Source organism: Luteitalea sp., from assembly GCF_022842525.1.
GTDB lineage: Bacteria > Acidobacteriota > Vicinamibacteria > Vicinamibacterales > Vicinamibacteraceae > Luteitalea.
The window spans coordinates 64,553-78,142 of record NZ_JALHPM010000007.1 but is presented as its reverse complement, the minus strand read 5'-3'; the positions used below and the strand labels follow the sequence as shown (position 1 = coordinate 78,142).

The 13,590-nt window shown below is 70.8% G+C and carries 10 protein-coding genes; 6 read left to right on the top strand and 4 right to left on the bottom strand.

Going from position 1 to position 13,590, the window contains the following annotated elements; genetic code table 11:
• On the top strand, window positions 1-1,066 hold a 1,066-nt coding region (locus tag Q0C41_RS02995; RefSeq protein WP_291980965.1), incomplete at its 5' end, for a DUF2231 domain-containing protein.
• Window positions 1,067-1,093: 27 nt separating this feature from the next.
• Here the strand turns inward: Q0C41_RS02995 and Q0C41_RS02990 are convergent.
• The gene (locus Q0C41_RS02990) at window positions 1,094-2,887 is read right to left on the bottom strand and encodes a hypothetical protein (protein WP_291980964.1); all 1,794 of its coding nucleotides are present in this window, start codon (window positions 2,885-2,887) and stop codon (window positions 1,094-1,096) included.
• A 42-nt stretch (window positions 2,888-2,929) separates the two neighbouring features.
• On the opposite strand from Q0C41_RS02990, the gene Q0C41_RS02985 reads away from it, so the two are divergent.
• The 4 genes from Q0C41_RS02985 to Q0C41_RS02970 are packed head-to-tail and all read left to right on the top strand — an operon-like array spanning window position 2,930 to window position 6,745.
• The gene (locus Q0C41_RS02985; protein WP_291980963.1) at window positions 2,930-3,748 is read left to right on the top strand and encodes an alpha/beta fold hydrolase; all 819 of its coding nucleotides are present in this window, start codon (window positions 2,930-2,932) and stop codon (window positions 3,746-3,748) included.
• 16 nt (window positions 3,749-3,764) lie between these two features.
• On the top strand, window positions 3,765-4,628 hold the full coding sequence (locus Q0C41_RS02980; RefSeq protein ID WP_291980962.1) for a DUF547 domain-containing protein: 864 nt from the start codon (window positions 3,765-3,767) through the stop codon (window positions 4,626-4,628).
• A 1-nt stretch (window position 4,629) separates the two neighbouring features.
• Window positions 4,630-5,409: an SDR family oxidoreductase gene (locus tag Q0C41_RS02975; protein WP_291980961.1), complete on the top strand. Its 780-nt coding sequence runs from the start codon at window positions 4,630-4,632 to the stop codon at window positions 5,407-5,409.
• 4 nt (window positions 5,410-5,413) lie between these two features.
• Complete coding sequence (locus Q0C41_RS02970) at window positions 5,414-6,745, top strand: sodium:alanine symporter family protein (protein ID WP_291980960.1); 1,332 nt, start codon at window positions 5,414-5,416, stop codon at window positions 6,743-6,745.
• Window positions 6,746-6,749: 4 nt separating this feature from the next.
• Here the strand turns inward: Q0C41_RS02970 and Q0C41_RS02965 are convergent, their stop codons facing one another.
• The 3 genes from Q0C41_RS02965 to Q0C41_RS02955 form a co-directional block, all read right to left on the bottom strand.
• Window positions 6,750-7,796, bottom strand: a complete 1,047-nt coding sequence (locus Q0C41_RS02965; RefSeq protein WP_291980959.1) for a trypsin-like peptidase domain-containing protein — start codon at window positions 7,794-7,796, stop codon at window positions 6,750-6,752.
• A gap of 156 nt (window positions 7,797-7,952) precedes the next feature.
• On the bottom strand, window positions 7,953-8,852 hold the full coding sequence (gene nhaR / locus Q0C41_RS02960; protein ID WP_291980958.1) for a transcriptional activator NhaR: 900 nt from the start codon (window positions 8,850-8,852) through the stop codon (window positions 7,953-7,955).
• A gap of 14 nt (window positions 8,853-8,866) precedes the next feature.
• Entirely contained in the window at window positions 8,867-10,924 is a 2,058-nt protein-coding gene (locus Q0C41_RS02955) for a hypothetical protein (RefSeq protein WP_291980957.1), read from the bottom strand.
• Window positions 10,925-11,085: 161 nt separating this feature from the next.
• Here Q0C41_RS02955 and Q0C41_RS02950 point away from each other — a divergent pair, with 161 nt between their 5' ends.
• Window positions 11,086-13,590 (top strand): DEAD/DEAH box helicase, encoded by a 2,505-nt coding sequence (locus Q0C41_RS02950; RefSeq protein ID WP_291980956.1) that lies wholly within the window; start codon window positions 11,086-11,088, stop codon window positions 13,588-13,590.

The following is a 13,590-nucleotide window of genomic DNA, read 5'->3' as shown; positions in this document are numbered from 1 at the left end:
GTCGCCGGTCGTCCTGGGGCGGGCCCGCCCGCGGCAGGCCGAGACCGCCGCGCCGCCCGCCGCCCGCCCGCGTCCCTGGTGGGGCTGGGTGTTGTTGGGCCGACTCCACCCGATGGTCGTCCACTTCCCGATCGCGTTGCTGACGATGGCGGCGGTGATCGAGATGCTGCACGTGGCGCGGCGCCGGACGGTCCCGTCCGAAGCTGGGACATACTGTCTGGCATTCGGTGTGATTGGGGCCCTGGCCGCGGTGTGCCTGGGCACGGTGAATGCCGGGCACCAGGCCGTGGTCGGCGAGGCAGCGCAGGCTGTGGAAAGGCATCAGGTGATGGGCTGGATTTCGTTGGGAGCAGCGGCGGCCGCACTGGGCGTCGGGCAGATGGCCCGCCGTGCGCGTCGGGTCCGGACAGTGGCGGTGTACGTGGGCCTCGTCCTGGCCACGAGTGCCGTGGTGGGGGCGACGGGACACCTGGGAGGTGGCCTCGTCTATGGTGAGGACTACCTCACCGGCGTCTTGCCGTGGAATCAGCGGGCCGAACCGGTCGAGACGCGCGCGGCCGCCCCGGCGCCCGCTTCGGCGCCCGTGACGGGCCCGGCGCCGGTCCTCTCGGCCGCCCTCACGCCACTGGCCGCCGTCCCGACGCGCGAGGCGGCGCCCGCGCCGGCCTCGACGGTCGCCCCGGTACCGGCGGCGAAGACGGCCCCGCATGGCCTGGTCCCCTCCCCGGCTGCTGTGCTGGCGGAAGCGCAGGCCGCGGAGGCCGTCGACTTCACCCGGGACGTGATGCCCATCTTCAAGCGCACGTGTGTGGAATGTCACGGCCCCGACAAGGTCAAGGCGCGTCTGCGCATGGACTCGGTGGAGGCCCTGCAGAAGGGCGGCAAGAGCGGGGCGCTGCTCAAGCCGGGTGACCCGGAGAACAGCCTGGTCCTGCGGCGGGTGCTGGGCCTCGACGGCGAGGACCAGATGCCGCTCGACAAGGACCCGCTCACCGAGAAGCAGATCGACACGCTGCGGCGCTGGATCGCCGCCGGCGCGTCTTACCCGGCCGCGGGCTCGCAGTAGTCGTCGCGGCGGGGGCGACGGGCCGCGTCAGCGCGGCTCGAACGTGATCGCGAGGTCCGGCGCGGCATCGGGCAGCGGAATCGACTCCGGATGCCGCGTGCCCGGTTCAATCGGGTAGGTCGCGATCTCCACGGCGCGATTGAGGTCGATGACCCGCGCCAGCACCTTCTGCCGGACGCGCACACCGATGCGGGCGTCCGGGCGGGTGTTGCGCACGTAGAACACCGAGCGCGTCGGGCCGCTCCACTCCTGGATCCACGCGGCGTTCCACAGGCCGCGCAACGCCACCAGTGCGTGCTCGGGCTCGCCGAACTCGAGCCCGCGCACCAGCTGCCGCATCGTCGCGACCGCCGGCGTGGCGCGTGCCCACGACTTCTCGGCCTGCACCACCGGGAAGCCGGGACGCAGCGGTTCCACCATGAACAGGTAGCCGGCCCCCGTCGCCGTCCGATTCGCGTAACAGAACCGTTGCGAATCGAGGCAGGCGTCCGGGGGCGTGCCCTGCGGCAGGCAGTGGGCCGGCCACAGACCCTCGTACAGCAACACTTTCTCGCAGCCCGGCGTGGCCGAGGGCACGACCGCCGGTTCGGCGTGGGACACCCGCTCCGCGAACACCTCGGGGCGGGGATCGTTCCACATCGGATGGCGCGTCCACAGCCACGCGGCGAACGGCGTCGCCTGCAGATGGCCTTCCGGTCGCGATGGCGGGAAGGCCACCAGGGTCCAGCCGGCCGAGAGCAGCGCGAGGGCGAGACCGGCGCGGTGCATGACCGGGCTCGTACTGGTCCCGGCCAGTTGCAGCAGTGGCAGGGCCAGGGGCATCAGCCACAGCGCATAGCGGCTGAGGTCCGGGCTGCCGCCGTGGTTCTGGCTGACCGGTTGCCCCACCGCCCAGAGCAGGGCGAGCGCGGCGAGCATCGTCGTGGCGATGAACGGTTCGCGCAGGCGCCAGAGTTCGCGCCAGGCCATCCAGATGGCCGCCACGAGGACGGCGAGCACGAATGGCGGGTAGCGGAAGATGAGCCCCACCGAGACGTCCGTGAAGGGGAACAGCGCATCCGGTAGCCCGGGCCAGCGGGTCACCGTGGAGGCCGTCAGCGGCGACGGGATGCCGAGGCGCCAGAGGTAGTACGCCGAGGGCAGGGCGATCAGCAGGGCGGCCAGGAGCACGCCGGTCTGCCAGCGGCGACACATCAGCCGGGCGACGCGCTCGATCGAACCCCAGGCCGCGAAGAGGGCGGCCACCAGGACGAGTCCGGGGTTCTGGCTCGCGCCGATGCCCAGCAGCACCATCGAGACCGCGGGCCGCGTCGTCCACAGCAGCATCGCGCCGGCGAGGCAGGCCACCAGCAGCACGTCGGTCGAGGGTTTGTCGAGCCACCACACCAGCGGGCTCAGCAGCAGGAGGGACGTCCAGACAGGCGCGGGGCGCGAGAGGATGAGCGCGGCGAGGCCGGCCAGCAGCGCGGCGTGCAGCGCGACGAAGCCCCACAGCGGCGACACCCCGAGCAGCAGGGCGACCTTGACCGCCGGGGCCGCCAGCAGCGGATACAGCCAGAAATGCGGTACGTCCTGCCGCCCGTCGCGACCGACCAGGTCGGGATGCGAGAGAGAGGCGTTGGCAAAGGAAGGACCCAGGGCCCGGAGTTCGGCTTCGAGAGACGGGATCTGGTCGAGCGCGAACGAGGGGCCGTCGCCTCTGGCCAGACCGAGCGCCACGGCCACGTGCTCGTGCCCGTCGCCCACACGAACCGGATTGGCCTGCCAGAGCGCCACTCCGAGCCAGGCCACGAGGCAGATCGCCCAGACGTGCCGGCTCACGCGTCGATGATACAGGGACGGGCCCGGTTCCATAATGTCGGCATGACCACGCACGACGTCACGCTCGGGACCACACGCCTGTCGGTGACCGACGCGGGTGGCGGGCTCCCGCTCGTGTTCCTGCACGCCTTCCCCCTGAACGCCCGCATGTGGGCGCCGCAACTGACGACGCTTCCCGAGGGGTGGCGCGGCATCGCGCCAGACCTGCGCGGCCTCGGCCGATCACCGCGCGGCGCGGCACCGGCGCGCCACGTGCAGGACCATGCGCGTGACGTGCTCGCACTCATCGACGCTCTCGCGATCGGGCCCGTCGTGCTGGCCGGGCTGTCGATGGGCGGCTACGTGGCGTTCGAGTGCTGGCGACAGCGACCGTCGGCGATCCGTGGGCTCGTGCTGGCCGACACGCGAGCCGACGCCGACTCGGACGAGGCGCGTGCCCGCCGCGTGGCCATGCAGGGCACGGCCGCGCGCGACGGCACGGCCGCGGTCATCGAGGCGATGCTGCCGGGCCTCCTCGGGGCCACGACCCACGTCACCGATCCCCACGTCGCGGTGCAGGTCCGTGCGTGGGCCTGTGAAGCGGATCCGGCCGGGGTCGCCGACGCGCTCGAGGCGCTGCGGACCCGGCCCGACAGCCGAGCGACCCTGGCCACCATCACGTGCCCGACGCTCGTGGTGGTGGGGGCGGAGGACACGCTCACCCCGCCGGATCTCTCGCGCGTGATCGCCGAGGGCATCGCCGGCGCGCGCCTGGTCACGATCCCCGGCGCCGGGCACCTCGCCAACGTCGAGCAACCGGCCGCCTTCACGGCCGCGCTGGCGTCGTGGCTCACGGATACGTTCGCACTTCCTGACGAGTGATACAGTGACCCGCGCCATGTTTCTTCGTGCCACAGGTCCCGCCGCGCTGCTGATCGCGCTCGGGCTGCTCTTGCTGCCGCGCGCCTGGCAGCCAGCCGTTGCGCAGACCGTCTCGCCGGCCGATGTCGGCATGCACGCCGGGCTGGACGTCATCCTCGACACGTACGTGCGGGAGGGCCTCGTCTACTACCGGGCCCTCCGTGCCGAGCGGGCTCGCCTCGACCGCTACGTCAGCAACCTCGACGTCCCCGCCGCGGCGTTCGAGGCCTGGTCGCGCCCGGAGCAGGCCGCCTTCTGGCTCAACGCCTACAACGCCACCGTCCTCAGGACCGTGATCAACGCCTACCCGATCAAGGGGGCGTCGGCACAGTACCCCTCCGACAGCATCCAGCACGTGCCGGGCGCCTACGTGGCGAAGCGGCATCGCATCGGCGGTCGACTGCTGTCGCTCGAGGACATCGAGAAGCAGGTGTTGCCGACCTTCGACGACCCGCGGATGTACTTCGCCCTCGGGCGCGGCTCGCTCGGCGGCGGACGCCTGCGCAGCGAGGCGTTCACGGCGGCGCGGCTCGAGCAGCAGCTCGCCTCGGTCGCGGCCGAATGCGTGTCGCGCAACGAGTGCTTCCGCTACGACCCGGCCGCCGACCGCATCGAGATCTCGCCGATCTTCGGCTGGCGCCAGGCCGAGTTCACCAGGGCCTGGTCCGGCGATGCGGAGATCTTCGCGAAGCGCAGCCCGATCGAACTCGCGGTGCTGCACATGGTGTTGCCGCACGTGCTGCCGACCGAGGCCCGCGGCCTGCGTCGCAACACGTTCACGCTGGCCTACTCGGCCTACGACTGGCGTCTCAACGACCTCACCGACGGGGGACCGCGCTGACATGGATCTCGGGCTGACTGGGAAGGTCGCCATCATCACCGGCGGCAGCAAGGGGCTGGGGCTCGCCGCGGCACGCGCCCTGCTCGCCGAGGGGGCCCGCGTCGCCATCTGCGGTCGCACGGCGGCGACGCTCGAGCAGGCCGCCGCCGCGCTCGTCACCGCCAGTGGGCGTCCGGACGACGTGCTGGCGGCGCAGGCCGATGTGTCGCGGGCCGAAGACGTCGAGCGACTGGTCGCGCAGACCGCGAGCCGATTCGGTGGCGTGGACGTGCTCGTCAACAACGTCGGCCTCGGCAAGGGCGGCGGGCTGATGGACACGCCAGACGACGTCTGGCAGCAGGCCTTCGATCAGACGCTGTTTCCCGCCATCCGTGCCTCGCGCCAGGTGGTGCCGCTCATGCAGCAGCGCGGCGGCGGCGTCATCCTGCTCATCGCCTCCATCTGGGGCCGCGAGTCCGGCGGCCGGATGACCTACAACGCGGTGAAGGCCGCCGAGATCAGCCTCGGCAAGGCCCTCGCGCAGCAGCTCGCCCCCTCGGGCATCCGCGTCAACTCGATCGCCCCCGGGTCGATCCTGTTCGAGGGCGGGTCGTGGCACCAGCGGCAGCAGTCCGACCCCGAGGGCATCGCGCAGTTCGTCGCACGCGAGCTGCCGTTCGGCCGCTTCGGTCGCGCCGATGAAGTCGGCGACGTCGTGGCCTTCCTCGCCTCACCCCGGGCGAGCTGGATCAGCGGTGCCTGCCTGACGGTCGACGGCTGCCAGTCGCGCAGCAACATCTAGGGACATGCTCACCACCCTCGCCGATCTCGTCCAGCGGGCGGCCGATGCGCTGTTCGTCCCGTGGCTGCTCGTGCTGCTGTTCGGCACGGGTCTGTTCCTGACCATCCGCTATCGCGTCGTGCAGGTGCGTCGGTTCGGTGAAGCCTTCCGCGCGATGCTCTCGAGCGTCGAGAGTGGCACCGCCGGGGCGCTGTCGCCGTTCCAGGCGTTCATGACCGCCCTGTCGGGCACCATCGGCACGGGCAACATCGCCGGAGTCGCCACCGCCATCGTCTCTGGCGGGCCCGGCGCGCTGTTCTGGATCTGGGCCTACGGGTTCGTGGCGACCACCATCAAGTTCACCGAGGCGGTCCTCGGCGTGACGTGGCGCGAGGCCAGCGGCACCACGATCCGATCCGGGCCGATGTACGCGCTGCGCGACGGCCTCAAGCTGCCCTGGCTGGCGTCGACCTACGCGCTCATCGCCGGTGTGGCGGCCATCACGACCACGCCCTTCACCCAGCCCAACTCCATCGCCATCGTCCTCAACAGCCAGCTCGGACTGCCGACCTGGGTGTCGGGTATCGCCATCGCCGTGCTGGTCTGGCTGGTGATCGTCGGCGGCATCGGGTCCATCGGCAAGGCCGCCGAGAAACTGGCGCCGCTGAAGGTCGCGCTGTACCTCGGAGGAGGCCTCATCGTCATCGCGGTGTTCGCCGGCAACATCCCGTCCGTCCTGTCCCTCGTGTTCCGCGAGGCGTTCTCGCTGCGAGCCACGGCGGGCGGGGCCCTCGGGATGGTCGTCGCGATGCGCTATGGGCTCGCCCGCGGCATGTATGCCAACGAAGCCGGCTACGGCACGGCATCGGTCGCCTATGGCACCGCGCGCAGCCGCCACCCCGAACAGCAGGGACTGCAAGCCGTGATGGAAGTCGCCATCGTCTCGTTCGTCACCTCGACGATCAGCGCGATGACGATCCTGCTGACCGGCGCCTGGCAGTCGGGGCTCACGAGTTCGGCGGCCGTGGCCTCGGCCTTCGATGCCGCGATGCCCGGCGTGGGTGGCTACGTCGTCGCGCTCTGCGCCTTCCTGTTCGGCTACACCACGCTGATTGGCTGGGCGTTCTACGGCGAGCAGTTCTTCGAGTACCTGCTGGGGCGTCCGGTCGCGCACTGGTACCGCTGGATCTACTGCCTGCTCATCCCGTTCGGCGCCATGAGTCGTGTCGAGGTCGTGTGGGCCTGGGGCGACCTGATGAACGCGCTGCAGATCTTCCCCAACCTGGTTGGCGTCATCGGCCTCTCGGGGTTTGTCGCGCGGGTCGCGCGCGGTCAGGCCGTGGACGCGCCGCGGTAGCCGTTCAGGGCGCGGTCGCCGTGGCGCTCAGCGGCACCACGCGTCCGCCGCGCCACACCCGGACCGCCACGGTGTCGCCGGGCCGCACCTTGTCGAGCGCGGCAAGGAAGCCGCTCATGAAGGATGGGGACGCCTCGACCGGCACGCCCATCACCTCGATCAGCACGTCGCCGCCGAGCAGCACGGGCGCGTCGAGGACGGTCGCCGGCAGTGATCCGCCGCGCAGGCCGAGCCGGGCCGCGAGCGATCCCGGAGACACCGCCTGCACGAGCAGGCCCGAGGGTTGCGGCAGGTTGAGGGCCTCGGCCAGCGCCCCCTGCAGCAGGTAGCTCTCCACGCCGAACCAGGTCCGTCGTTCGTCGAGCAACAGGCGCTTGACGACGTTGCCGGCGACCGAGAAACTCGGGCCTCCGCCGGCCCCGCCCTGACTCAGGACGTGGGTCACGATCCCCACCACGTCGCCGCCCAGATCGAAGAGCGGACCGCCCGAGTTGCCACCGAAGACGTTGAGATCCGTCTGCAGCATCTCGAGGGCGGTGGCGTCCTCGTAGACCTGGGAGGGTTGCCGCCGGGCGCTGATCCAGCCGACCGCCAGCGAGTGGGTCGCCCCATGGGGTGCGCCGATCGTGAAGACCTGGTCCCCGGTCTCGAGTCGGTCCGAATCCCCGAACCTGGCCACGACGGCATTGGCCGGCACCCGCACGAGTTGCAGCAGGGCGAGGTCGGCCGACGGGGCCATCCACACCACGGTGGCTTCGATCGGCACGCCGTCGAGGAAGCTCACCTCGATGGTGGCGTCGGTCTTCACGACATGCGCGGCCGTGACCACCTTGCCGTCGGCGGAGACGAGCACGCCCGACCCGACGCCATCGGTCTGGCTTGTCGTGCCATCGGTTGCCGGCGCGGCGGCTGGCGTCCGGGCCGTCGTCCGGATCAGCACCACCGACGGGTTCGCGCGAGTGAAGGCCTCCCGCACGGGTTGCGCGCTCACCGCACCGGGCGCCAGGGCCGCCGCGCACCACGCAGCGACGAGGGCCAACTTGATCTGCATGCACGCGCTCCTCGGGTTGCCGGACGGCCAGGGCTGGCGCCGCACAGGCGCGATGCGGCCTGACCGGTTCCTCGACGGTAGGTGGGGCGTCGGCCGCTGTCCAATCGATAAAGCCAACCGTCGGCCGAAGGCTCTGCCTATGGGCGTGGACGGTCGTCAGCTGAGGAGGCGGTACCTGGCACCGTCGGCGATGGCGGCCACGCCGGGATGCCGCACCCGCCGTTCGGCGGAGATGGCGTAGAAGCGCTCGACCACGTCGTCGAGCGAGCCGAGCACGCGCACGTCGCACATGCGGCGCACGTCGGCCTCGACGGCCGCGAGCGCCGGGAAGATGCCGGAGCCGGCCTCGCCGAACACCTTCATCAGGGCCGGATCCTCGAACTCCCCGACGATGGTCGGCGTGATGCCCTTGCGCCGGCACCAGGCGTCGAGCGACCGCCGCAGCGACGTGTTCTGCGTGGGCACGAGCATCGGCGCGCCGTGCAGCGAGGTCGGGAATCCACGTCGGTACATCGCCGACAGTCGCTCCGTGGCGAACAGCAGCACCGTGGATTCCCCCAGCAGGTGGTTGTAGACCTTCTGCTTGCGCATCGGCGGCTGTGGCGCGTCGGTGATGACCAGATCGAGATGGTGGCTGACGAGCTCCTCGATGAGGGCCTCTCGTCGATCCTCGAAGCAGCGCACGCGCCGCAACTCGGGCAGGCCGAGGGCCGGCTGGAGGAGGCGATGGGCGAGCAGCTTCGGCACGCTGTTGACGAGCCCGACCGAGAGGTCGAAGGGCTTGCCGGCAGGGTGGCCGTTCAACTCGTCGACCAGATCGCGACCGAGTTCGAAGATCTTCTCGGCGTAGCGGTAGCAGATCTGCCCGGCTTCGGTCAGGACCAGCGGCTGCGAGTCGCGGTCGATCAGCGGCTGGTCGAGGGCGTCCTCGAGTTCGCGAATCTGGCTGCTCACGGTCGGCTGCGTGACATTCAGCTTGCGTGAGGCCCGCGTGACGCCGCCCTCCTTCACGGCCGCCCAGAAGTAGCGCAGGTGGTGATAGTTCAGGAACGCCATGGCCCGAGCCTACCTCAGGGCGCGCGCCGCGCCGCCTGCCCCCCTCGCGACGACGACTCCGGCAGCGGCGTGAGAGGCGGCGCCATGAACGCCTGCTGGATGGCGTCGGCGTCAGGGTGGGGGGCGTACAGCGTGTACCCCTCGCCGGATTCGAGCGCCTCGAGCCGGAACAGCTCGATGGCATACGCGCGCAGCGCCGGCGAGGTGCGGCGGTCGTCGGTCACCACGTAGGCCAGGTTGGCCGCCAGCATGAAGCGATCACGCGAGGCGAAGGCGCGTCGACGCTGGTGCTCGGTGAGCGAGGTGGCCGGCCCCGGTGCGCTGAGGGTCATCAGGGAGTCGAGCACGGGAAACCGCAGCATCGACTGCTTCTGCTCGCGCGTCACCCGCGACAGATAGCCGCCGACCAGACGCTTGCCGTGGGTCGTCTGCTGATACTGCGTGAGCGGGTTGAAGTCTCCGAGCGAGGAGGTCCCGTCGCGCACGCCGAAGGGCAGCGACAACACCCGCACGTCCTCGCGCGGGTCGGCCGCGATCCGGTGGAACACCTGGGGGGTCCTGGCGTCGTACAGCGTCCGTGGCACCGGCGCGAGTTCCACCAGCAGCACCGCGGTGAGCACGCCCAGCACGAGCCGGCGTCGATGCGGCCAGCGCTGGCCGATCGCCACCAGGGCCATGGCGAAGAGCAGGGCCACCCCGAGGGCGACCAGGACGACGAAGCGCGACGGCGATCGCGCCAGGCCGACGATCGGCACGTAGCGCAGCAGGGCCCACGGGCCGGGAATGTGGGTGTTGATGCCGGCGACATGGACGAACGGCCCGAGCGCCAGCATCGCGAAGACGGCCGGCATCCACAGCCAGCGGCGTCGGGCCGGACGCCAGCCGGCCCACACCCACGCGACGCCGATCACCGCCAGCGCCACCAGCGGCAGGGCGCCGGTGAGTTCGGCGAAGCCGTCGACGCGTTGCGCCTCGATCCACGCCTTGAACGGCCCCCCGAACCACGGCGACGTCGGGTTGGGCATGACGAAGGCCAGCAGGTCCACGCCCGGAGGACTGCTGCGCCAGTAGATCGCCGGGCCCGCCATCCGGCCCTGGAGCAGGCGCTGGCCATACGTCATCAGCACCGGCGACAGCAGCGTCGCCGCCGTCACGACCATCACCGCCGCGAACCACGCATGCCACGGCGCGAACCGGTAGCGCCACTCGATCTTCGGCGTCCACACGACCAGCGCATGGAGGACGACGAGCAGCGTCAGCACCAGCATGGGCGTGTAGAGCGATCGCATGCTGATGCGGAGGCCGGCCACCTGGACGAGACCGCCCTGAAGGGCGATGGCGGCGACGAACGTGGCGGCGACGATGACCAGGCCCCGTGTGACGCGGCGGGCAAAGGCGGAGGACCCTTCGAGCCGATCGGCACGCGACACCGACACGACGGAGGCGAGGATCCAGGCGCCGATCAGCAGGACGCCGTAGACCGCGTAGTAGATGTCGCAGAACGCGGCCCAGGCCAGCGTGGCGCCGGCAGCGACGGCATCACGGGCGCGTCCCTTGCCCTCGGCCTTGACCATGATCAGCAGCAGCACGGACAGCGGGGCGGCGGCCACGAGCGAGAAATGCGCCGTGCTCCTCGCCATGAGGACTGGCGAGAAGGCGAACGCCACCCCCGCGAGCCAGGACTCCCAGTGGCGCCCACAGAGCGCCCAGGCCAGGCGCGCCGTGCACCAGGCCGTCAACGCCATCATCGCGAGGTAGACGACGTTGAAGGCGCGCACCAGTCCCAGCGGTCCGATGAGCGGATACGCCAGGATGTCCATGAACAGCGTGTAGTTGTGCAGGGTCAGGTCGACGCGCGGGGAGAGCGACAGGACGGTGCCCGTCTGGAGCGGCATCTGCTGGTGCAGGACTTCGTGCCGGAACACCCAGAGGTTCCAGACATACACGCCGGTGTCTCCCGAGGGCGCCCCGGTCAGGTGCGTCGCGAGATGGAGCGGCAGCGGCCACGAAAAGGCGACGGCGAGGCCACAGAACAGCCCGAACCACAACAGGAGTACCAGACGGGACGTCACGGTCGAGTCAGCGTGAAGGGCTGGATGCTAGCACGACCGCATAACATCCTTAACAACTTTAACGTTTGGCCGGCATCGGCTCCGGCGATGGCCAGGCGGACGTTTCGTCTCTTGATCGCCCCAGGCCCACGGCGTAGCATCGACGGACGATGTCAGGGACGGTGGCTCGCCTTTCCGGGAACAAGGATCAGGCGTTGCAGGACGCCCTCGGCCACCTGGCCCCTGACTCGCGGACCGCCGCGACGCTGCCGGGCGGCGACGGCGCCCCGGGGACGCATGTCGAGGTCAGCGGCGACAAGGTGGTCACCGCGGTCCGGCACATCCCGGCCCAGGCGGCACGCCATGCGCCGTGGCCGGCCGACGTCGAGGCGCGACTCGTCGAGGCCCTGACGGCGCGGGGGATCGAGCAGCCCTACTCGCACCAGGCCGAGGCCATGACGCACGCGCTGGCCGGGCGGCATGTGGTGGTCGTCACTCCCACGGCCTCGGGCAAGACGCTCTGCTACAACGGCGCCGTCCTGAGCACGGTGTTGCGCGAGCCGGGCGCGCGCGCGCTCTACCTGTTCCCGACCAAGGCGCTCGCCCAGGATCAGCTCGCGGAACTGCAGGGGCTGGCCCAGATCGTCGGCGCGGCCGCCCAGCGCGAGATCGGGGTGTTCACGTACGACGGCGACACGCCCGCCGACGCGCGTCGGGCCATCCGGGCCCGGGCCAACGTGGTGCTCAGCAACCCGGACATGCTGCACGCCGGCGTGCTGCCGCACCATCCGCGGTGGGCCCGCCTCTTCGAGAATCTCCGCTACATCGTCATCGACGAACTGCACGCGTATCGCGGCGTGTTCGGCAGCCATCTCGCCAATGTGCTGCGACGGCTGCAGCGCATCTGTCGGCACTACGGGTCCGATCCGACCTTCATCTGCACGTCGGCCACCATCGCCAACCCGCAGGCGCTGGCCGAGCAGCTCACCGAGCAGCCCTTCTCGCTGGTGGCCGAGAGTGGTGCGCCGCGCGGCGAGAAGTTCTTCGTGCTGCTCAATCCGCCGGTCGTGAACCAGGCGCTCGGCATCCGGCGGTCGTATCTGTCGGAAGCGCGCCGCGTGGCGCTGGAGTTCCTGCGACGCAACCTGCAGCTGATCGTCTTTGCGCAGAGCCGACTGGCCACCGAGATTCTCACGACCTACCTGAAGGATGCCTTCCAGGGACCACCCGGGGCCACCGACGCCGTGCGTGGGTATCGCGGCGGGTATCTGCCGCTCCGGCGGCGCGAGATCGAGCGTGGGCTTCGCGAAGGCGACGTGCGCGCCGTGGTCTCGACCAATGCCCTCGAGCTCGGCATCGACATCGGGGCCCTCGACGTGTGCGTGATGGCCGGCTATCCGGGCACCATCGCCTCCACCTGGCAGCGCGCAGGGCGCGCTGGTCGTCGGTCGGGCCGGTCAGCCGCCGTGCTCGTCGCCTCGAGTGCGCCGCTCGATCAGTTCATCGTGCGGCATCCCACGTACTTCTTCGATGCCTCACCCGAGCATGCCCTGATCAATCCCGAGAACCTGCACGTGCTGCTCAGCCACGTCAAGTGCGCCGCGTTCGAGCTGCCGTTCCAGGACGGCGAGCGGTTCGGCCGCACGCCGGTCAGCACCGAGGAGGTGCTGCAGGTCCTCGGCGAGGAGGGCTTCGTCCACGCGGCGGACGGTCAGTGGAACTGGACGCACGAGTCCTACCCGGCAGACGCCATCAGCCTGCGCGCCATCACGTCGGACAACTTCGTCATCGTCGACACCACGGAGGGGTCGCGGGTGATCGGCGAGACGGACTACACGAGCGCGCTGTCGACCCTGCACGAGAAGGCCATCTACATCCTCGAGGGCGCGCTGTTCCAGGTCGAGCGGCTGGACATCGAGGGCCGGAAGGCCTACGTGCGCAGCGTCGAGTGCGACTACTACACCGATGCCATCACCTACACCAAGGTGAACGTGCTCGAGGAGGCCGAGACGAGTCTCGGCGAGGTCGGGCTGAGGGCCACCGACGATGGCGACACCAGCGTCGACGGCACGCTCGTGCCGCTGCCCAATCGGTCGGCCCGCTCGCACGGGGACGTGCACGTGGTGTCGCGGGTGGTCGGCTTCAAGAAGATCCGGTTCTACACCAACGAGAACGTCGGCTCCGGCGACCTCGACCTGCCCGAGCAGCAGATGCACACGACGTCGTACTGGCTGACGGTGCCGCGCGCGGTGCTCCTCGAGGTGCCGTGGGCTCCCGACGATCGGCGCGACGGCGTGAGCGGCATGGCGCACGCGATGCGCTCCATCGCCCAGTTGCTGCTGATGTGCGATCGTCGCGACCTCGGCGTCTCGATCGACACCGGGACCGGGGAAGCGGCCGTCGGTGGTCGTCCCCCGGCGCCGGCGACCGGCGACGCCGACGCGCACGTCTTCCTGTACGACAACTACCCGGGCGGCATCGGCTTCAGCGCCCCGCTCTTCCGCATGCACGACGCGCTGCTCACGCAGACGCGTCAGCTCATCGAGAGCTGTCCCTGCGAGGTCGGCTGTCCCTCGTGCGTCGGCCCGATGGGGGACATCGGCCCGCGCGCCAAGCGCGTGGCCCTGGACCTGCTCGCGCGCCTGCAGGCCGCCTCCGGCAGCACGGGCGACGAGGTGCCGTTCTAG